General features: G+C 74.2%; 15 protein-coding genes. 9 read left to right on the forward strand and 6 right to left on the reverse strand.

Features of this window, described 5'->3' with window-relative positions; translation table 11 throughout:
- The first annotated feature begins 135 nt into the window (after positions 1-135).
- From AB0D67_RS02095 to AB0D67_RS02105, 3 genes are all read left to right on the forward strand, one after another.
- Complete coding sequence (locus AB0D67_RS02095; protein WP_362928891.1) at positions 136-3,141, forward strand: bacterial transcriptional activator domain-containing protein; 3,006 nt, start codon at positions 136-138, stop codon at positions 3,139-3,141.
- A 226-nt stretch (positions 3,142-3,367) separates the two neighbouring features.
- A complete protein-coding gene (locus AB0D67_RS02100; protein WP_362928893.1) occupies positions 3,368-4,063 on the forward strand; it encodes a hypothetical protein in 696 nt (231 codons plus the stop codon).
- Positions 4,060-4,998 carry a hypothetical protein gene (locus tag AB0D67_RS02105; RefSeq protein WP_362928894.1) on the forward strand — a complete coding sequence of 313 codons (939 nt, stop codon included), beginning with the start codon at positions 4,060-4,062 and terminating at the stop codon, positions 4,996-4,998. The genes AB0D67_RS02100 and AB0D67_RS02105 overlap by 4 nt, the downstream gene beginning before the upstream one ends.
- 172 nt (positions 4,999-5,170) lie before the next feature.
- Here the strand turns inward: AB0D67_RS02105 and AB0D67_RS02110 are convergent, their stop codons facing one another.
- The 5 genes from AB0D67_RS02110 to AB0D67_RS02130 all read right to left on the reverse strand — a co-directional run bounded on the left by AB0D67_RS02110 (position 5,171) and on the right by AB0D67_RS02130 (position 10,051).
- Positions 5,171-5,695 (reverse strand): methylated-DNA--[protein]-cysteine S-methyltransferase, encoded by a 525-nt coding sequence (locus AB0D67_RS02110; protein WP_362928896.1) that lies wholly within the window; start codon positions 5,693-5,695, stop codon positions 5,171-5,173.
- On the reverse strand, positions 5,692-7,149 hold the full coding sequence (locus tag AB0D67_RS02115; RefSeq protein WP_362928898.1) for an AlkA N-terminal domain-containing protein: 1,458 nt from the start codon (positions 7,147-7,149) through the stop codon (positions 5,692-5,694). The genes AB0D67_RS02110 and AB0D67_RS02115 overlap by 4 nt, the downstream gene beginning before the upstream one ends.
- A gap of 67 nt (positions 7,150-7,216) precedes the next feature.
- Positions 7,217-8,164, reverse strand: coding sequence for an NYN domain-containing protein (locus AB0D67_RS02120; RefSeq protein ID WP_362928900.1), 948 nt, complete (start codon positions 8,162-8,164; stop codon positions 7,217-7,219).
- Positions 8,165-8,264: 100 nt separating this feature from the next.
- Positions 8,265-8,462 carry an acyl-CoA carboxylase subunit epsilon gene (locus AB0D67_RS02125; RefSeq protein WP_362928902.1) on the reverse strand — a complete coding sequence of 66 codons (198 nt, stop codon included), beginning with the start codon at positions 8,460-8,462 and terminating at the stop codon, positions 8,265-8,267.
- Entirely contained in the window at positions 8,459-10,051 is a 1,593-nt protein-coding gene (locus AB0D67_RS02130; protein WP_362928904.1) for an acyl-CoA carboxylase subunit beta, read from the reverse strand. The genes AB0D67_RS02125 and AB0D67_RS02130 overlap by 4 nt, the downstream gene beginning before the upstream one ends.
- 133 nt (positions 10,052-10,184) lie before the next feature.
- Here AB0D67_RS02130 and AB0D67_RS02135 point away from each other — a divergent pair, with 133 nt between their 5' ends.
- The 3 genes from AB0D67_RS02135 to AB0D67_RS02145 all read left to right on the forward strand — a co-directional run bounded on the left by AB0D67_RS02135 (position 10,185) and on the right by AB0D67_RS02145 (position 15,500).
- On the forward strand, positions 10,185-10,964 hold the full coding sequence (locus tag AB0D67_RS02135; RefSeq protein ID WP_362928906.1) for an ABC transporter ATP-binding protein: 780 nt from the start codon (positions 10,185-10,187) through the stop codon (positions 10,962-10,964).
- Positions 10,940-12,628 carry a hypothetical protein gene (locus AB0D67_RS02140; protein WP_362928908.1) on the forward strand — a complete coding sequence of 563 codons (1,689 nt, stop codon included), beginning with the start codon at positions 10,940-10,942 and terminating at the stop codon, positions 12,626-12,628. Before AB0D67_RS02135 ends, AB0D67_RS02140 begins: the two co-directional genes overlap by 25 nt.
- Positions 12,629-12,902: 274 nt before the next feature.
- Positions 12,903-15,500, forward strand: coding sequence for a phosphoenolpyruvate carboxylase (locus AB0D67_RS02145; protein ID WP_362929393.1), 2,598 nt, complete (start codon positions 12,903-12,905; stop codon positions 15,498-15,500).
- Between the two features lie 24 nt (positions 15,501-15,524).
- Here the strand turns inward: AB0D67_RS02145 and fdhD are convergent, their stop codons facing one another.
- Entirely contained in the window at positions 15,525-16,481 is a 957-nt protein-coding gene (fdhD, locus tag AB0D67_RS02150; protein WP_362928910.1) for a formate dehydrogenase accessory sulfurtransferase FdhD, read from the reverse strand.
- Positions 16,482-16,632: 151 nt separating this feature from the next.
- On the opposite strand from fdhD, the gene AB0D67_RS02155 reads away from it, so the two are divergent.
- The 3 genes from AB0D67_RS02155 (at position 16,633) to AB0D67_RS02165 (ending at position 19,325) form a co-directional block, all read left to right on the forward strand.
- Complete coding sequence (locus AB0D67_RS02155) at positions 16,633-17,457, forward strand: biotin--[acetyl-CoA-carboxylase] ligase (RefSeq protein WP_362928912.1); 825 nt, start codon at positions 16,633-16,635, stop codon at positions 17,455-17,457.
- Between the two features lie 144 nt (positions 17,458-17,601).
- A complete protein-coding gene (locus tag AB0D67_RS02160) occupies positions 17,602-18,198 on the forward strand; it encodes a PH domain-containing protein (RefSeq protein WP_362928914.1) in 597 nt (198 codons plus the stop codon).
- Positions 18,199-18,347: 149 nt separating this feature from the next.
- The gene (locus tag AB0D67_RS02165) at positions 18,348-19,325 is read left to right on the forward strand and encodes an adenylate/guanylate cyclase domain-containing protein (protein WP_362928916.1); all 978 of its coding nucleotides are present in this window, start codon (positions 18,348-18,350) and stop codon (positions 19,323-19,325) included.
- Positions 19,326-19,465: the final 140 nt, after the last annotated feature.

Consider the following 19,465-nt stretch of genomic DNA (forward strand, 5'->3'; position numbering starts at 1 on the left):
CCCGCCCCGCCCGGGCGCCGCCCCGGCCCGCCGCGGACGGCGAGCCATGCCGATCGGGGCGTACCGCCCGCCCGGCCCGCGGGACGGGGCGAACCTGGACGAGGAGGGAGACCGGGAGGGATGGGAGGGAGAGGCATGCCACCGCGACAGCCCGTGCGCATCAGGCCCAGGCGCACGCCGGGCGACGTGCTCGCCGGACTCGGCGCGCTGGTGCTGCTGGCCGCGCTCGTCGGCGGGGTCCCCTACGCCCTGCTGCGGCTGGCCGGGCCGCCCCTCCCTCCCGAGCTGCTCGACCTGGACGTGCTGACCAGCCAGGTCGGCACCAGCACGATCATCGCGATCCTCGTGCTGCTGGTCTGGCTCGCCTGGCTGCAACTGGCCGTCTGCGTGATCGTCGAGGTCTACGCCGGGATCCGCCGGGTCGGCATGCCGGCCCAGGTGCCGTTCTCCGGCGGCACACAGGCGCTGGCCAACCGGCTGGTCTCGGCGGCGCTGCTGCTGTTCACCGTGTCGGCGGTGGTGGTGCCGATCGCCCGGCCCGGCGGCCTGCCGGCCGGCCCGCCGGTCGCCGCGGCCGCCGCGGACGCGCTGTCGGCGCTGCCGGCCCCGGTCGCCGGGGAGCGGGCGCCGCTGGCGCCGGTCGCCGAGGTCAAGAAGGTGTACGTGGTGCAGCCGCCGCACGGCCGCCACCACGAGAGCCTGTGGGAGATCGCGGAGAAGTGCCTGGGCGACGGCCGCCGCTATCCGGAGGTCTACCGGCTCAACCAGCACAAGGAGCAGCCCGACGGCAGCCGCCTGCACATGGCCGACCTGATCAGGCCCGGCTGGGTGCTCGACATGCCGGACGACGCCAGGAACGTGCACATCGTCCCGGTGGACCAGCCGCGCGACGAGACCCTCAAGGACCATCCGTACAAGCCCGCCGAGCTCGACGGACGCACCCAGCACGTCACACCCGGCGCCCGGGACCTCCCGGCGGGGGAGGAGACGGGGACCGGGCACCACACCGGGAGGCACACGCAGGTCTCCCCGCCCCAGGACACCTCGGTCCTGCCCGGCGACGGCTCCGGAGACCGGCGGTCCGGCGACCCCGGGCGGGTGGAACGGCCGGCCCCCGCCGAGACCGGCCGCGGCACCGCGGAGCCGTCCCGGACCGGTGAGCGCGCCGACCCCGCCCGGACCGGCGAGCGCGCCACCGGGCGGGAGCACGCGCCGGACGACCCGGGCCGGGGGACCGTCACGGAACGGCCGGTCCCCCCGGACTGGGCCGCCGAGCCCGAGACCGGGGCGCCGCTGCTCGACTACCTCGCCGGGGCCTCCCTGCTGGCGGCCGGGGTGCTGGCCGCCCTCGGCGGCAGGCGCAGGCGGCAGCTCTGGGAGAGGGCGTTCGGCCGCCGGGTGGTCCGGCCGCGCGACGACGCCGCCGAGGCCGAGGTCGCGCTCAGGATCGGGGCCGACGCGCCGGGCAGCCGGATGCTCGACCTCGGGCTGCGGCTCCTCGGCAGGTCACTCGCCGGGCAGCGGCGCGTCCCGCCGACCGTCTACGCCGCCTACCTGTCCGCGCAGACCCTCGACCTGTGGATCCACCCACCGCAGGAGGACGCCCCCGCCCCCTGGGTCTCCTGCGACGGAGGCCAGGTCTGGCGACTGTCCGCCGAGGAAGGCCGGATGATCGACGAGCGGTCCCTCGCCGACGCGCCCGCGCCGTACCCGGGGCTGGTCTCGCTCGGCTCCAACGGCGAGGGCCGGGTGCTCGTGGACCTGGAGGCGGCCCACGGCCTGATCAGCCTGAAGGGGGAGCGGACCACCTCGGCGCTCGCCGCGCTCGCCGTGGAGCTGGCCACCAACCGCTGGTCCGACCGGATGCGGATCACGCTGGTCGGCTTCGGGGAGGAGCTGGCCGTGATCGCCCCCGACCGGATCCGGTGCGCGGGCTCCCTCGCCGAGGTCCTGCCCGAGCTGGAGGCCACCGCGAACGAGCGCGGCCACGGCGACGACGTGCTCACCGGCCGGATCCACGGCCGCGCCGCCGACCCGATCTGGCCGCCGCACTACGTGCTGTCCGCGGTCGCCCCTACGCCTGAGGAGGGCCGCCGCCTGGCGCTGCTGGCCAGGAAGGGCGTCCGTACGGCCGCCGGGTACGTCGTGGCGGGCGAGGCGCCGCACGCCACCTGGAACTGGGAGATCACCGAGGACGGCCGGGCGCTCGTCGACGCGCTCGGCTTCGACGTCACCGCCCAGCTCCTGCCCCGCCGCCACTACCGCTCGCTGGTGGAGCTGTTCCGCACCGCCGACCGGCTCGACGGCGAGCCGCTGTCCGACGGGCCGCTGTCCGACGGGCCGCTGTCCGACGGGCCGGAGCCGCAGCGGGCCGCCGGGGCGCCCTCGGTCGAGGTGCGGATCCTCGGCCCGGCCGAGGTGCTCGGCCCGCCGCCGATGGAGGAGGGCCGCGCCGCCCTCGCCGCGGAGCTCGTCGTCTACCTCGCGACCCACCCGGCCGGCGTCCACCCGGTCGTGCTGGGAGGCATCCTGTGGCCGCGCGGCGTGCAGTCCGCGGTCCGGGACGCCACCATCGCCCGGGTCGTCGACTGGCTGGGCACGGACCGCTCCGGCCGGCCCAACCTCCACACCGACGACTCGGGCCGGCTCCGGCTGGGCCCCGAGGTGCGGACCGACTGGTCGCTCTTCCGCGCGTTCGCCCGCCGGGCGCAGGCCGACCCGACCATGCGCGCCGTACTGCTGGAGAAGGCGCTGGGGCTGGTGCGCGGCCCGCTGCTCGCCGACCGCCCGCGCGGCCGGTACGCCTGGCTGGCCGCCGACGACCTGGAGTACGACGTGACCGCCGCCGTCGCCGACGCCGCCCACCGGCTCTGCGAGGTACGGCTGGCCCGCGGCGAGGCCGACCGGGCCGTCGCCGCGGTGCGGGCCGGGCTGCTGCTCGCCCCCGACGACGAGGGGCTCTGGCGCGACCTGCTGCGGGCCACCCACCTCACCGGCGACGCCGCCAGGCTGCGGGCCGTGGCGGACGGCCTGCACCGGCGCTCCGCCCGGCCCGGCGGGGGCGGGATGGCGCCGGAGACCGAGGCGCTCATCGACGAGCTGCTGCCCGCGTGGCGGATGCGCTCGGCGCCGTCGGCATGACCGCGCGGAACGGCACGGTCCCGCCGGGCGGAGAACGCGATGCCGGGCGGGCACGGCGGAACGGGACAGCGCCGTCGGGCGGGGAGCGCGACTCCGGGCGGGGACGGCCGGAGCGAGGGCGAGGACGGAAAGGACACGGATGACCGGGGACGGAGGGAGGAGCGGAACCATGCTGATTCGTGCATACCGGTGGTTCCGTGCGGCGGGCGCTCCTAACGTGACCGTCATGCGAGCGTTGGCCGCGCTGGCCCTGACCGCGCCTGTGGGCTGCTCCTCGCCGCCCGCCCGGCCGTTCACCCCCGTCGACCTCCCGGCCGACCCGCCGGGCGCGTCGCGGGACGCGGTGGGCAGCCCCGCACCGGGCGGCACGGACGGCCCGGCCGGTACGGCCGGCCCGCGGCGCACCGACGGCGCCGTCTCCGGGCCGAAGGAGGAGACCATCGTGATCTCCCCCGACGTGCGGGTGGTGGTCGAATGGCCCGCGGTGTCCGACCCCGACACCACGGGGATGATCAACGCCTTCCGCGACTACCGCGCCGGGTCGTACAGCGCCGTCGTCACCCGGGGCGCCGACACCGCCTACCTGAACGCGATGCGGGACGAGGGGGCCTGGCAGGGTCGCGAGTGGGTGGGACGGTTCATCGAGCACCGCACGTCGCTGCGGGGCGTCTCCCGGATCTACGCGATGAACGTCGCCGCGGTCGACGGCCGGGGCGCGACGTTCAAGGCGTGCGTCGACGAGACCGGCATGCGGCTCCTGGACGCCGGCACCGGGACGGCGGTCCGCAAGCAGCCGTCGTGGACCCGGAAACCGTTCCTGCAGACCGCCGGGATGCGCCGCGGTGACGACGGCGTCTGGCGGATCGTGCTGCTCCAGTACGAGGACCTGCCCAGTGAACCCGCGAAGGGGTGTCTCCGATGATCGTGAATGTGGCCGTCGCGGGCCTGCTCCTGCTCGCCCCCGGCCCGCAGCCGGACGGCGGCGGCGGTGGCGGGGTCCGGACCAGCCAGAGCGGCAACACGAGCAGGATCGAGCTGTACAACTCCCAGATCCGCCTGTCCGGGTCCGGCCTGGGCGCCAAGAGCGACGGGTACCAGGTCAAGCGCCACTGCTGGTACGAGCCGGGCAACAACGCCGAGGACGAGATGAAGTTCCGCAACGACCGGCAGAACAGCGCGGAGCGGACCTGGGGCGAGACCCCCGACGACGGCTACCTGGACAAGTACAAGGACAAGGTGGGCCAGGAGGGCCGCTGGTGGCACGTCGCGCACGACGGCACCGACGCCGGCGTCTCCTGCTTCGGCGGCATGGAGCCCGAGATCTGGGTGCCGCCGAACACGACCCCGCCCAACGCGATCACCATGCAGGAGCTCCTCGACATCGCCCGCGCCGCGCTGACCGTGCCCGAGCCGAAGATCAAGCTGAACCCCGACGTCAAGAGCTACGTGAACCTGCCGACCTGGATCTGGCTCGACGACGTCGGCCAGACCACCAGGTCGGTGACGGCCACGATCCCGGGCTACATGAGCGCCACCGTGACCGCGAACCTCCACGACATGACGATCAAGTCCGGGACGACCGAGGACCGGGCCAAGGTCATGACGGACTGCGGGCCGACCGGCAAGCCGTACACCAAGGGCGGGACGTTCACCTGCGGCGTCCAGTACCTCCACGCCTCGGTCGACCAGCCGCGCGAGGTCTACGAGCTGACGGTGACCTCGGTGTGGGAGGTGACGGCGCAGGGGCAGGGCGGCGTCGCGCCCTTCGCCTACGACCCCTACGACCCCATCCAGGTCGGCGCGACCCGCGACGTCGAGGTGGGCGAGGTGCAGAGCACCGTCACCGGGACCGACTGAGGTACGGCGCCCCGCCGGACCGACGTGAGGCGCAGAGCACCGTCGGCCGGGACCGGTCGAGGCGCGGCGCCCCGCCGGACCGGCCGGGGGCACGGAACGGGTGCGGCCCGTGTCTCGGCCGGTCCCGGCAGGTCCCGGTCGATCCCGTCCTGGTCCCGGCCGGTCAGGGCGGTCAGCCGACGGCCTTCTCGTGGGCGAGCAGCCACTGCTTGACCGGCGTGCCGTAGTAGTAGCCGCCGAAGCCGCCGGTGGACGGCAGGACGCGGTGGCACGGGACGAACGGCGCGATCAGGTTCTGCGCGCACGCCCCGCCGGCCGCCCTGGCGGCCGTCCTCGGCATCCCCGCCCGCTCGGCGAGCTCGGCGTAGGTGACCGTGGTCCCGGCCGGCACCTCCCGGAGCGCGGTCAGCAGCCGCTGCCGCCTGGGCGACCCCGGCTGGGACACCTCGACGGCGTCGAGCGCCGCGAGGTCGCCGTCCAGATAGTCGCGTACGGCCTGCGCCGCGTGACCCAGGTCGTCCACCACGGCGAGGCCGTGGGCCCGCATCGCGGGCGAGAGCCTGGCGAACATCTCCTCCGGGTCGGCGGTGAAGCCGGCCGCGACGAGGGTCCCCTCGTGCGCGAGCAGCGACAGCGGCCCGGCCGGGGTGGGCAGGACCTGCGCCTCGATCGTCGTGGTGACAGTGGTGGTGGTCATTCCGAGCTCCAGAGATGTAGCGCGGCGTAGGCCCGCCAGGGCCGCCACCGCTCGATGTGGTCGTCAGGGATGCCCAGGCACGCCATGGCGCGCCGCAGCCCGAGGTCCCCCCGGGGCCAGGCGTCCGGGTCGCGCAGGGCGCGCAGCGCGATGTAGCCGGCCGTCCACGGGCCGATCCCCGGCACCTCCAGCAGCCGGGCGACCGCCTCGGCCGGCTCCTGGGCGCCGTCCAGGTCGATCTCGCCGCCGGCGACCTTCTCGGCGAGCGCCCTCAGCGTGGTCACCCGCCGTCCGGTCAGCCCGAGCCCCGCGAGTGCCGTCACGTCGGCCCCGGCGAGGTCGGCCGCGGTGGGGAACAGGAGGTGCGGGCCGTCCCCGCCGACGCAGCCCCCGTCCGCGCCGCCCGCCCCGGCCGTGACGAGGCCCGCCGTACGGCCGACGCGCGCGGTGAGGCGGCCCAGGATGGTGCGGGCGCCCGCGACGGAGATCTGCTGGCCGATCACGGCGCGGACGGCGGCCTCGAAGCCGTCCCAGGCGCCGGGGACGCGCAACCCGGGCCGGGCGGCGACCAGCGGGGCGAGGGCGGTCTCACCGAGGGCGCCGGAGATGGACTCGGGGTCGGCGTCGAGGTCGAGGAGGCGGCGGGCGCGGGCGACGACGCGGGCCAGGTGGCGGGTGTCGTCGAGGGTGACGTCCAGCCGGACGTGGCCGGGGAGCGGGGTGAGGGTGATCGTCCCCTGCGGCACCGCGCGGCGGTAGGAGGTCTCGTCGGCCTGCTCCAGCCCCGGGATCGCCCGCGCCGCCAGGAACCGCATCAGCGTCCCGGCATCGTACGGCTCGCGCCGGTGCAGCCGGAGCGTCAGCGCGTTTCCCGAGGCGGCGCGGCCCGCGGTGGCCCGCAGCTCGCCGGGGGTGAAGCCGTAGGTCTCCTTCATGGTCGCGTTGAACTGCCGGACGCTGCCGAATCCCGCGGCGAACGCCACGTCGCTGATCGGCAGCCCGGTCTCGGTCAGGAGCTGCTTGGCCAGCAGCAGGCGCTTGGTCCTGACCACGGCCAGCGGCCCCACGCCGAGCTCGCCGGCGAACAGCCGGTGCAGGTGCCGCTCGGTGATGTGCAGCCGCCCGGCCAGCCGGGTGATCCCGCCGTCGTCGGCGACCCCCTCGTCGATCAGGCGGAGCGCCCGGCCCACCAGGTCGCCGCGGTGGTCCCAGCCGGGGTCGCCGGGGCTGAGCTCCGGCCGGCAGCGCTTGCAGGGCCGGAACCCGGCGGCCTCGGCGGACGCCGCGTGGCGGTAGAAGCGGACGTTGCGCGAGGTCGGGGTGCGCGCCGGGCAGACCGGGCGGCAGTAGATGCGGGTCGTGGTGACCGCCGTGTAGAACCGCCCGTCGAAGCGGGCGTCCCGGGCGGCCACCGCTCGGTAACAGGAGTCGAAGTCGAGCTCTGTCGCGGACACACCTGAAACGTTAGTCCCAGCGCAGGGGGGACGGCTGGCGGGAATCGGACGCGACCGTGAGCCGGGTTCAGCGGGAGGAGACGCCGACCCCGATCTCGAACTCGCGGTAGACGCGGGCCCAGAAACCGTCGCGGAGCCACACCCGGGCCTCGGGGTAGGGGCGCAGCGAGTGGCCGAGCTCCTTCTCCGCCTCGATCAGCAGCTCGGTGTCGATCACCGTGGGCAGCAGCGGGCCCGGCAGCAGGTCGCGGATGTTGTCACGGCCGCGGGTGAGGATCCACTTCTGGGCCACGTGCTCGCCGACCTCCTCGACCCGCGGGCGGCTGGGCCCGAGCTTGGCGGCCTGGCCGGGGGAGACCTTCGGCTTGATCGAGGCGGGCGTCCGCCCGGCGAAGACCTGGGCGGGGGAGGGGGCGGTGGCGACCGGGGTGACCGGGACCGGTGCGGGGGCGCGGCTGAAGAAGGAGCGCAGGAAGTCGGCGCTGATGATCTCGACGGTGTCGGCCTCCCAGACCAGGCGCTCGGCCTGGTTGGTGCCGTACGGCGGCTCCACCCCCCACAGGTGGATCCGCACGCCGTACGCCTGGGCGGCCTCGACGGCGGGGACCATGTCCTCGTCCCCGGCGAGCAGGATCGTGTCGCTCACCGCGTGGTGGCGGGCCAGCGCCTCCAGGTCGCTGCGGATCTGCGCGTCCACGCCCTTCTGCTGCCCGCGCGCGTTGAGGTTGCCCAGGCGCACCTTGACCCACGGGAGCTGGGCGATGACGCGCTGGTCGACGGTCGGCACCCGGTCACGGGCGGCGTCGTACCAGTAGATCCGCAGCAGCTCGCCGTGGATGCGCGTCTCGGCGTGCTTCTGCAGCGCCTGGATCAGCTCGTCGGCCGCGACGCGGTATTCCTTGCGCTCTTTGGCGCCAAGCAACACCTCCCCCGCCGCGGCGTACAGGTATCCCACGTCGACCAGGACGGCGTACTTCGCGATGACGGGGTGCGAGGTGAGGTCCAGGATGGTCATGTCGTCCTCCAGGCCTCGGACTAGCTGATCGGCTGGCTATATGCGCCCATTTCTTAGATAGTCCCAACTCTCGTGCGGCTTGACACCCTGTTCCCGAGATCTATCGCGGTAATCCGCTGGATCGCCAGGCGCCTTGTCCGGTGGGGAGTGGCTTTCGCAGTCGGTAAGCGGGATCGCGCCAGTTCCCCGGCTTTCGTACGGTTTCACCCTCCGGTGGGGTCCGCGAGGTGATCGCGATCACCAGCGCCGCGACCTCCTCGGGCCCCGGCTCACCATGGACGATCCTCAGCTCGGTCACAGTGGAATGTTCCCATGCTTCTTCGGCGGAAGGGTGGCGCGCTTGTTGCGCAGGGCGCGCAGGGCGCGGACGATCTGCACGCGCGTGTCGGAGGGGCGGATCACCGCGTCGACGTATCCGCGCTCGGCCGCGAGGTACGGGTTGGCCAGGGTGTCCTCGTACTCGGTGACGAGCCGGGCGCGCTCGGCGTCGGGGTCGCCGGACGCCATCAGCTCGCGCCGGTAGAGGATGTTTACCGCGCCCTGCGCGCCCATGACGGCGATCTGCGCGGTGGGCCAGGCCAGGTTGACGTCGGCGCCCAGGTGCTTGGACCCCATGACGTCGTAGGCGCCGCCGTACGCCTTGCGGGTGATGACGGTGACGAGCGGGACAGTCGCCTCGGCGTAGGCGTAGAGCAGCTTGGCGCCGCGGCGGATGATCCCGTTCCATTCCTGATCGGTTCCAGGAAGGAATCCGGGAACATCCACAAATGTCAGCACGGGAATGTTGAAAGCATCGCAAGTGCGGACGAATCTCGCCGCTTTCTCTGACGCCGCGATGTCCAGCGTGCCGGCGAAACTCATCGGCTGGTTCGCGACGATCCCCACCGGGCGCCCCTCGACGCGGCCGAAGCCCACCACGATGTTCGGCGCGAACCGCGCGTGCACCTCCAGGAACTCCTCGTCGTCCAGGACGTGCCCGATCACCGTGTGCATGTCGTAGGGCTGGTTCGCCGAGTCGGGGATGAGCGTGTCCAGCTCGCGGTCGGCGTCGGTGACCGACAGCACCGGCTCGGTCTCGAAGACCGGCGGCTCGTCCAGGTTGTTGGACGGCAGGTAGGACAGCAGCGCCCGGGCGAACTCCAGGCAGTCCTCCTCGTCGGACGCCTCGTAGTGCGCCACGCCGGAGCGGGAGTTGTGCGTGTGCGCGCCGCCCAGCTCCTCGAACGTCACCTCCTCGCCGGTGACCGTCTTGATCACGTCGGGACCGGTGATGAACATGTGCGACTTCTCCGACACCATCAGCACGAAGTCGGTGAGCGCGGGGGAGTAGACGGCGCCGCCCGCGCACGGGCCCATGATCAGCGAGATCTGCGGGATCACCCCGGAGGCGTGGACGTTGCGCTTGAAGATCTCGGCGTACAGGCCGAGGGAGACCACGCCCTCCTGGATGCGGGCCCCGCCGGAGTCGTTGATGCCGACCACCGGGCAGCCGGTCTTCAGCGCGTGGTCCATGACCTTGACGATCTTCTCGCCGAAGACCTCGCCCAGCGAGCCGCCGAAGACCGTGAAGTCCTGGGCGAACACCGCCACCGGCCGGCCGTCCACCGTGCCGTGGCCGGTCACCACGCCGTCGCCGTACGGGCGCTCGCGCTCCAGGCCGAAGCTGCTCGACCGGTGCCGGGCCAGCTCGTCGAACTCCACGAAGCTGCCGTCGTCCAGGAAGGAGAGGACCCGCTCCCTGGCCGTCATCTTGCCCTTGGCGTGCTGTCTGGCCACCGCGCGCTCGGAACCGGCGTGCTTCGCCTCGTCCAGACGCCGCTCCAGGTCGGCGAGCTTGCCCGCCGTGGTGTGAATGTCGATTCCGGTGGCCACCGGCTCAGCGCTCATCGGTCCCTCACACTCGTCGTCGACTCCCTGCGAGGGTAGCCGTCCGGATCCCCGTCGAACCATCGGGGGCGCTCGTTCGTTCAGCGGCCTGGGATAGGTTTCATAAAGGGCTGGAAACGGCAGAGTAGGGGCCATGACGGACATCGTCGAAGCGGTACGCACCAGGCAGCTCGTCAAGAGATTCGGTCAGCAGGTGGCGGTGGGGGGCGTCGACCTCGTCGTGCCCAGGGGCGGCTTCGCCGGCCTGGTCGGCCCGAACGGCGCGGGCAAGACCACCACGCTGAGCATGGTCACCGGCCTGCTGCGCCCGGACGGCGGAACCGCGCACATCGACGGCCTCGACGTCTGGCGCGAACCGATCGCGGTCAAGGGCCGCATCGGCGTCCTGCCCGAGGGCCTGCGCCTGTTCGAGCGGCTGTCCGGCCGGGAGTTGCTGGCCTACAACGGCCAGCTCCGCGGCATCCCCAAGGAGGAGGTCGAGCGGCGGTCGGCGGAGCTGCTGCGGGTGATGGACCTCGCCGACTCGGCCGACAAGCTCGTCGTCGACTACTCCACCGGCATGCGCAAGAAGATCGGGCTCGCCGCGGCGCTCCTGCACAACCCCGCGGTGCTCTTCCTCGACGAGCCGTTCGAGGGGGTGGACCCGGTCAGCGCCAACACGCTGGTCGAGGTGCTCCGGCGCTACACCGCCTCCGGCTCGACCGTCGTCTTCTCCAGCCACGTCATGGAGCTGGTGGAGCGCCTGTGCGACTGGGTCTCGGTGATGAGCCGCGGGCAGATCGTCGCGCAGGGCCCGCTGGACGAGGTGCGTGCCGGGCGGAGCCTCAACGAGGCGTTCCTCGGCCTGGTCGGCGCCCACGGTCACGACGGCGGGGAGGAGGGCCTGTCATGGCTGGGCGCGACCTCGGCGTGAGCGGCGGCACGGACGGCGGCGTGAGCGGCGCGGAGGACGGCGCGGGTGTCCGCCCGGAGACCGGTGTGAGCGGTGCGGGCGGCAAAGGCGGCGCGGCGCGGGTGGGGCCCGGCGTCTTCGTCCGGCTCAAGCTCCGGCTGATCGCCGGCGGCCTGCGCGGGAACGGCACCCGTCTGGCCGGGTTCGTCTTCTCGGCGGTCGCCGCGGTGGTCGTGGCGGGCTTCGGGTTCTTCCTCCTGGCCGCGCTCCGCGGGGCGCCCGCCGACGTCGCGCGGGACATCACGATCATTCTGTTCACCATGCAGCTGCTCGGCTGGGCGGTCGTGCCGCTGCTGGCGTTCGGCCTCGACGACACCCTCGACCCGTCCCGGCTGGCGCTGTTCCCGCTGCGCGCCGGGCAGCTCGCGACCGGCATGTTCGCCGCCTCGATCACCGGCGTCTGGCCGCTGGCCACGCTGGTCGCCGCGTTCGGCGCGGTCGCCGGCCTGGCCACGGGGGCCGGCGGCGCCGTGGTGGGCGTCGTCGCGGTGCTGCTGCAGTTCGCCCTGTGCATCGTGCTCTCGCGGCTGATCACCACGGCCCTGTCCGGCGTGCTGCGCACCCGCCGGGGCCGCGACGTGCTCGCCGTCTCCGCGATCTTCGTCGTCCTGGCGGCCCAGCTGCCCAACCTGCTGGTCAACGGCGGGGTGGGCGGCGACCCGCTCGTCCTGCTGGGCGGCCTGGCGTCGGCGCTGCGCTGGACGCCGTCCGGGATGGCCGCGCACGCCGTCGCCGACGGCGGCCCGGCCGCCCTCGCCGAGCTGGCCGTGCTCGCCGTCCTGGTCCTCGTGATCGGCCGGCTGTGGATCGCCGCGCTCCGCCGGGCACTGGTCACGGCGGACGCCTCCACCGAGGCGGCCACCGTCCGCAGCTCGCGGGGCCTGCTGGCCCGCGTCCTGCCGGACGGCCCGCTCGCCGCGGTCGCGACCAAGGAGCTCAAGTACGCCCGCCGCGACCCGCGCGGGCGGGTCGGCTGGTTCGCCGCCGTCGCGGTCACCGGCGTCCTGGCCTTCTCCATGAACAACGGCGACGCGCCGGGCTCGGCCTTCCTCGTGGTCGGCCCCGCCTGCATCGGCGCGGTGATGATCGCCCTGCAGGCGGTCAACATCTTCGGCATCGACGGCCGGTCGCTGTGGATGAACTCCGTCGCCTACGGCTCGGCCCGCGACTGGCGGACCGACATCGCCGGGCGGCAGCTGGCCGTCACGACGATCGCGGTCCCGCTGCTGGCCGTGCTGGCGGTCGTCGCGGCACTCCTCGCCGGTGACCTCTCCTGGGCCGTGCCCGCCGCGCTCACCGGCTGGGGCGTCCTCGGCGCCGGGCTCGGCGTGGGGGCCCTGACCAGCGTGCTGATCCCGTACACCGTGCCGGAGCGGCTGAACGCCTTCACCGGCGCCGCGCCGGGGCAGGGCGGCGTCGCCTTCGCCGCCTCCTTCGGCGGGATGATCGCCAGTGTCGTGCTGTCCCTGCCGGTCGTGCTGCCGGTGCTGCTGGGGTCCCCCTGGTTCTGCGTCCTGGCGGTGCCGTACGGCCTGCTGGTCTCCTGGGGCGGGCGGCGGCTCGCGGGCGGGCTGGCCTTCGGACGGCACCCGGAGATCCTGGCCGCCACCTCCCGGGCGAACTGACCGCCGGAGCGCGCCCACTCCGGCGGGGTACCGACCGTCCGGCGCGCGCCCACTCCGCCCGGAAGCGTGTGTCCGGCCCCGCCCGCCCTTCCGCCGGGAGGGCGGGCGGTCCGCGCCGGATCCTGTCAGTGGTCTAGTCCAATAGGTGAGACCACTCCTCACGGGACATAACGGACTGGATACGCTGGCGAGCATGCCCGCCATCGCGAACGAACAGGCAGAACGCTCAGCGCAGGCCGCACAGCAGGCAGAGCGTTCCTCCGCCGTCACCGAGATGCCCGAGGAGCTGCGCGCGGACGTGCGGCTGCTCGGAGAACTCCTGGGGCAGGTCATCGCCGAGTACGGCGGCGACGACCTGCTCGCCGACGTCGAACGCCTCCGCAAGGCCGTCATCGCGGCCCGCCGCGGGGAGATCTCCGGCGACGAGGTCACCGCCCTGGTCGCCGAATGGCCGATCGATCGGGCGGTGCAGATCGCCCGGGCGTTCACCTGTTACTTCCACCTGGTCAACCTCGCCGAGGAGCACTTCCGCATCCGCGTCCTGCGGGTCCGCGACACCGGCGAGGAACCGCTGCCCGACTCCATCGCCCAGGCCGTTCACGAGCTGGGCGAGGAGAGGGTCGCCGAACTGGTGGAGGGGCTGCGGCTGCACCCGGTGCTGACCGCCCACCCCACCGAGGCCCGCAGGCGCGCGGTGGTCACCGCGATCCAGCGGATCAGCGGCCGCCTCGCCGACTACAACAGCCCCGGCCGGGGCGCCGCCGAGCGGGCCGAGACCCGGCGTCGGCTGCTGGAGGAGATCGACCTGCTGTGGCGGACGGCCCAGCTCAGGTCCACCAAGCTCAACCCGCTCGACGAGGTCCGCACGGCCATGGCCGCCTTCGACGAGACGCTGTTCCGGGTGGTCCCGATGGTCTACCGCTCGCTGGACGCCGCCCTCGGCGTGGACACCGGCGCCCGCGCGCCGAAGGCCCGCGCCTTCATCCGCTACGGAAGCTGGATCGGCGGCGACCGCGACGGCAACCCCAACGTCACCGCCAGGGTGACCAGGGACGCCATCCTCATCCAGGCCGAGCACGTGCTGATCGCCCTGGAGAACGCCGCCCAGCGGATCGGCCGGACCCTCACCCTGAACGGCGGCCAGACCCCGCCCTCGGCCGAGCTGCGCGCGGCGCTCGCCGCCGCCGAGGACCACCACCCCGAGCTGGTCTCGGAGATGGCCACCCGCTCGCCGCGGGAGCCGCACCGGCAGTGGCTGCTGTTCGTCGCCGCCCGCATCGCCGCCACCCGGCAGCGCGGCCTCGACCTGGCCTACCGCTCGCCCGGGGAACTGCTGGCCGACCTGCGGCTGGCCCAGACGTCCCTGGCCGGCGCCGGAGCCGCCCGGCAGGCGTACGGCGAGCTGCAGCACCTGATCTGGCAGGTGGAGACGTTCGGCTTCCACCTGGCCGAACTGGAGGTGCGCCAGCACTCGCAGGTCCACGCCGAGGCGCTCGCCGAGATCCGGGCCGGGAAGACCTCCGAGCGGACCGAGGAGGTGCTGGCCACCATCCGGACCGTCGCCTGGATCCAGGAGCGGTTCGGCGTGACGGCCGCCTCCCGCTACGTCGTCTCCTTCACCCGCTCCGCCGACGACATCGCCGCCGTGTACGAGCTGGCCCGGCACGCGCTCGGCGACCGGGCGCCCGTACTCGACGTGGTGCCGCTGTTCGAGTCCGGGGCCGACCTGGCGAACGCCCCCGCCGTGCTGACCGGCATGCTCGACATCCCCGCCGTCCGGGACCGCCTGGCCACGGGCGAGCGCCGCCTGGAGGTCATGCTCGGCTACTCCGACTCCGCCAAGGAGCTCGGGCCCGCGGCGGCGACGCTGAAGCTGTACGAGGCGCAGGAGGCGCTGGCCTCGTGGGCCGTCGTGCACGACGTGCGGCTGACGCTGTTCCACGGCCGGGGCGGGGCCCTGGGCCGCGGCGGCGGACCAGCCAACCGCGCCGTGCTCGCCCAGGCTCCCGGCTCGGTCGGCGGCCGGTTCAAGGTCACCGAGCAGGGCGAGGTCATCTTCGCCCGCTACGGGCACGACGCCATCGCCCGCCGCCACATGGAGCAGGTCACCTCGGCGGTGCTGCTCGCCTCCACCCCGTCCGCCGAGGCCCGCACGGCCAAGGCCGCCGCGCGTTTCCGCGGGGTGGCCCGGCAGGTCGCCTCCGCCTCGGAGAAGGCCTACCGGGCGCTGACCGAGGCGCCCGGCTTCCCCGAGTGGTTCTCCCTGGTCAGCCCGCTGGAGGAGATCGGCTCACTGCGGCTGGGCTCCCGCCCGGCCCGGCGCGGCCTCGGCGCGCCGCGCTCCCTGGACGACCTGCGGGCCATCCCGTGGGTGTTCGCCTGGGCGCAGACCCGGGTCAACCTGCCCGGCTGGTACGGCCTGGGCAGCGGCCTGGCCGCGGTGATCTCCGAGAGCGGCCTGGACGAGCTGCGCGCCGCCTACCGCGAGTGGCCGCTGTTCGCCTCGCTGCTGGACAACGTGGAGATGTCGCTGGCCAAGACCGACCGCGACATCGCGGCCCGCTACCTCGCGCTGGGCGGCCGGGACGACTTCGTCCGGCAGGTCCTGGCCGAGTACGACCTCACCCGCCGCCTGGTCCTGGAGGTCACCGGCCACAGCCGCCTGCTGGAGAACCGCCGGGTCCTCTCCCGCGCCGTCCAGCTCCGCGACCCGTACGTGGACGCGCTGTCGCACCTCCAGCTCCGCGCCCTGTCGCGGCTCCGCGCCGACCAGGCCGGCCAGGAGGTCTCGGAGGAGGAGCGCGAGCGGCTGTCCACGCTGCTGCTGCTGTCGGTCAACGGCGTCGCCGCCGGCCTGCAGAACACCGGCTGACCCGCCCCGCCCCGGGGCGGAGCCTCATACCGCGGCGATCCGCTCCGGGGCCGAGTAGACGTTGAACCGCTCGTCGCGCAGGAAGCCGACCAGCGTCATCCCGAACTCCCTGGCCAGATCGACGGCCAGGGAGGAGGGCGCCGAGACCGAGCAGACGACCGGGATCCCGGCGGCGAGGGCCTTCTGCGCGATCTCGTAGCTGCTGCGCCCGCTGACCAGCAGGACGCTCTCACGCAGCGGCAGCCGATCGGTCATCAGCGCCCAGCCGACCAGCTTGTCCACGGCGTTGTGCCGTCCCACGTCCTCGCGGACCGCCACCAGGTCGCCGGCGGCGGTGAACAGACCGGCCGCGTGCAGGCCGCCCGTCTTGCCGAACACGCTCTGCGCCGCGCGCAGCCGGTCCGGCAGGCCGTACAGGACCTCCGGGGAGACCCCCGCGGCGCCGTCCGGGGCGCCGCCGTTCACGGCGCCGTTCCCGGCGGGCACGGGCAGCGGCGCGCACCGGTCGCGCAGGGCCTCCAGGCTGGCGGAGCCGCAGACGCCGCAGGCGCTCGACGTCATGAAGTGCCGGTCGAGGGTGGGCAGCTCGGGCAGCCTGCCCTGGCGCAGCCGTACGGTGACGGTGTTGTAGCGGGCCTCCCGCGGCAGGTCCTCGTCGGTGCAGTAGGCGATGGAGGACAGGTCGCCGGGAGTGATGATCCCCTCCCCGTACAGGAACCCGGCGGCCAGCTCGAAGTCGTTGCCGGGGGTGCGCATGGTGATCGCGACGGTGCGGTGGGCCTCCGCGGGGGCGGACCCGTCGACCGTCCGGGGTCGCGGCGTGGCCGAGCCGACGTGGCGGGAGGAGCTCAGCCGGATCTCCAGCGGTTCCTCGGTGGCCAGGTCGTCGCGCCGCTCCCTGGCGGTGCCGTCGGACACCGCGAGGACGCGGGCCCGGGTGGTCGGTCCTGGCCGGGGCGTACCGGCACGGCTCGTGCTCATGTTCATCATCTTCCCCGCTCCTTGGAGTGGCGCCGATAGCCGGTGGGATCTGCGTCTTCCCCGCCACGGCCTCGGTATTCCTGGGTGTCGCCCCCGTCACGTCGTCACGATCCGGTCACCGGCGGCGGGCGGAAGGAGGGATGATGGAGGGATGCCCGACTCGCCCTTCACCGACCTCGACCGGCCGCCGCTCTCCGAGGCGGCGCTCAACCGCGCCCTGGTACGGCCCGGCGGCCTGTGGTCCGGCGTCACCGTCGTCGAGCGGACCGGCTCCACCAACGCCGACCTCGCGCAGGCCGCCCGCGACGGCGCCCGGCAGGGGGCCGTGCTGATCGCCGAGGCCCAGTTCGCCGGGCGCGGCAGGCTGGGCCGGGCCTGGACGGCGCCGCCGCGCTCCGGCCTGGCCCTCTCGGTGCTGCTGCGGCCCGACCCGCCCCCCGCCCGGCACGGCTGGCTGCCGCTGCTCGTCGGCCTGGCCGCGGCGTCGGCGGTACGCCGGATCGCCGAGGTGGACGTCCGCCTGAAGTGGCCCAACGACCTGCTGATCGGCGAGCGCAAGCTCGCCGGGGTGCTCGCCGAGCGGATCGACGGCGCCGTGGTGGTGGGGATCGGCCTCAACGTGAGCCTTCGCCTCGAAGAACTGCCCGTGGAGACCGCGACCTCCCTCGTCGTCGAGGACGCCGCGTGCGTCGACCGCGACCCGCTCGTCCGCGGGGTGCTGCGGGAGATCGAGGCCCACTACCGCGAGTGGTCCGAGGCCCAGGGCGACGCCGACGCCTGCGGGCTGCGGGCCGCCTACCTCGCCGCCGGCGCGACCGTCGGCCGCGAGGTCCGGGTGGAGCTGCCGGGGGAGCGGGTGCTCGCCGGGCGGGCCGTCGGCGTCGACGCCTCCGGGCGCCTGCTGGTGGAGTCCGGGGGCGAGGAGCACGCGCTGAGCGCCGGAGACGTGGTGCACGTCCGTCCTCGCGCCTCCTGAGGGATCCCGGGGGCCTCCGTGGGCTTCAGTGGGCTTCCGTGGCACCTGGGCCCCGGTGGGAGCATCCGGCCCCGGCACGCGTCCGGCCGGGGCCCGTCCTCGCGCCTCCTGACGGCCAGGGGCCGGACGTGCCACGATTTGCCCATGGGTCTCCCGGATCACCACCTCACGGACGGCGAGCAGCGCGTCCGCTCGTTCCGCCCCCACTGGCGGCAGCTCGTCGTGCCCTTCCTGGCGCTGGTCGTCATCGTCGTCGCCTCCGGCGCCGCGATGTTCTACATCCCCGACTTCGAGTACGCCGGCTACGCCCGGATCGCGGTCGCGGTGATCTCCGTCGGGCTGCTGACCGTCTGGTCGTTCGTGCCGTACCTGAAGTGGAAGAACACCTCCTACCTCCTCACCTCGCACCGCCTGTCCATCGGCACCGGCGTGCTGAGCAAGTCGCACGACGACATCCCGATGGCCAAGGTCAACACGGTCAGCGCGGAGCAGACGCTGGTGGAGCGGATCCTCGGCTCAGGCACGCTCCACGTCGAGTCGGCCGGCGAGCAGGGCCGGATCGAGCTGCGCGACATCCCCCACCTCCAGGAGGTGCGGGCCGAGCTGTTCCGGGCGATCGACGAGGCTGGCGACCACGACGACCACGACGACCACGACCACGACGACCACGACGACGCGGACGGGGAGGACGGCCCGGAGGCGGCGGGCGATCTGGACGGGACGGGCCGCCGGAGACGGTAGGGCCTCCCGGGGCCTCCCGAGGCCCTTCCATGGCCTCCCGGGGCTCCCGTACGGCCGGGGGCCCCGGAGGCGGCCCGGCCGCGTGGCGTAACCTCCTGGACTGGGGCGGACCCCCTGGACGGGGGCGGCGAGAAGGGGGACCAGGGGAAGTGACGGGACGTCCGACGGCCGAGCAGATCGAGAGCGTCTTCGCCGGAGACCGGCCCCGCCACACCCGTATCCAGGTGGCCGAGCTCGCCGGGGTGCCGCAGAGCCTCACCGAGCGCATCTGGCGGGCTCTGGGGTTCGCCACGCTGCCCGACGACGCGGTGGCCTTCACCGACGCCGACGTGGACGCCCTCCGCCGGGTCCGGGTGATGATGGACGACGGGTCCATGGACGACGAGACCGCCGTCCGGATGGCCAGGGCGCTCGGCCAGACGACGGCCAGGCTCGCCCAGTGGCAGGCCGACATCCTGATCGGCGCCATGCTCGACCCCGGCCGGACGCCCACCGACGACGACCTGGCGGCGGTCCTCGACACCTCGCACCGCATGCTGCCGGACCTGGAGCGGATGCTGGTGCACGTGTGGCGCGCCCAGCTCGCCGCCGCCGGCACCCGCCTGCTCGCGGTCGCCGACATGGCCGATGAGATCACGTCGCCCCGGCGGACCCTCGCGGTCGGCTTCGCCGACCTGGTCTCCTTCACCCGCCTGTCCCGCTCGCTGGACGAGCGGGCCCTGGCGGAGCTGGTCGAGGGGTTCGAGGCCCGCGCCTCCGACATCGTCGCCGCGAACGGCGGGCGCCTGGTCAAGACGCTCGGCGACGAGGTGCTGTTCACCGCCGCGGACCCGCGCCGGGCCGCCGCGATCGCGCTGGAGCTCGCCAGGACGGCGGGCCGGGACGGCCCCGGCGTGCGGATCGGGCTGGCCCACGGCCCGGTGCTGCCGGTCATGGGCGACGTCTTCGGCACCACCGTCAACCTGGCGGCCCGGCTGACCGCCATCGCCCGTCCCGGCACGATCCTCGCGGACGAGGGGGTGGCCGCCGCCGTCGAGGGCGCGCCGGGTGTGGAGGTGGTCCGCATGCGCCGCCGGCCGGTCCGCGGCCTCGGCATGGTCCAGCCGTACGTGCTGCGGGGGAGCTAGCCGTACGGGCCGCGAGGGGCCGGAGCGCGGGTCCGGCGCGTTCCACCGCGCACCGGGCGGGGTGACGGTCCGTGCGGGGGCGTGCGTGTTTCGCGGGGACTGATAAGGATTGAGGCGTGGGCGTCTCATGGGACCGCTTC

Origin of the sequence: Streptosporangium sp. NPDC048047, assembly GCF_040653115.1 — a bacterium.
GTDB lineage: Bacteria > Actinomycetota > Actinomycetes > Streptosporangiales > Streptosporangiaceae > Streptosporangium.

What these genes read in the sequence shown, in the direction of transcription:
- AB0D67_RS02095 (WP_362928891.1), top strand. Translation starts at nt 136, where the DNA reads ATGCCACCGCGACAGCCCGTGCGCATCAGGCCCAGGCGCACGCCGGGC.
- AB0D67_RS02100 (WP_362928893.1), top strand. Translation starts at nt 3,368, where the DNA reads ATGCGAGCGTTGGCCGCGCTGGCCCTGACCGCGCCTGTGGGCTGCTCC.
- AB0D67_RS02105 (WP_362928894.1), top strand. Translation starts at nt 4,060, where the DNA reads ATGATCGTGAATGTGGCCGTCGCGGGCCTGCTCCTGCTCGCCCCCGGC.
- AB0D67_RS02110 (WP_362928896.1), bottom strand. Translation starts at nt 5,695, where the DNA reads ATGACCACCACCACTGTCACCACGACGATCGAGGCGCAGGTCCTGCCC.
- AB0D67_RS02120 (WP_362928900.1), bottom strand. Translation starts at nt 8,164, where the DNA reads ATGACCATCCTGGACCTCACCTCGCACCCCGTCATCGCGAAGTACGCC.
- AB0D67_RS02130 (WP_362928904.1), bottom strand. Translation starts at nt 10,051, where the DNA reads ATGAGCGCTGAGCCGGTGGCCACCGGAATCGACATTCACACCACGGCG.
- AB0D67_RS02135 (WP_362928906.1), top strand. Translation starts at nt 10,185, where the DNA reads ATGACGGACATCGTCGAAGCGGTACGCACCAGGCAGCTCGTCAAGAGA.
- AB0D67_RS02140 (WP_362928908.1), top strand. Translation starts at nt 10,940, where the DNA reads ATGGCTGGGCGCGACCTCGGCGTGAGCGGCGGCACGGACGGCGGCGTG.
- AB0D67_RS02145 (WP_362929393.1), top strand. Translation starts at nt 12,903, where the DNA reads ATGCCCGAGGAGCTGCGCGCGGACGTGCGGCTGCTCGGAGAACTCCTG.
- fdhD (WP_362928910.1), bottom strand. Translation starts at nt 16,481, where the DNA reads ATGAGCACGAGCCGTGCCGGTACGCCCCGGCCAGGACCGACCACCCGG.
- AB0D67_RS02155 (WP_362928912.1), top strand. Translation starts at nt 16,633, where the DNA reads ATGCCCGACTCGCCCTTCACCGACCTCGACCGGCCGCCGCTCTCCGAG.
- AB0D67_RS02160 (WP_362928914.1), top strand. Translation starts at nt 17,602, where the DNA reads ATGGGTCTCCCGGATCACCACCTCACGGACGGCGAGCAGCGCGTCCGC.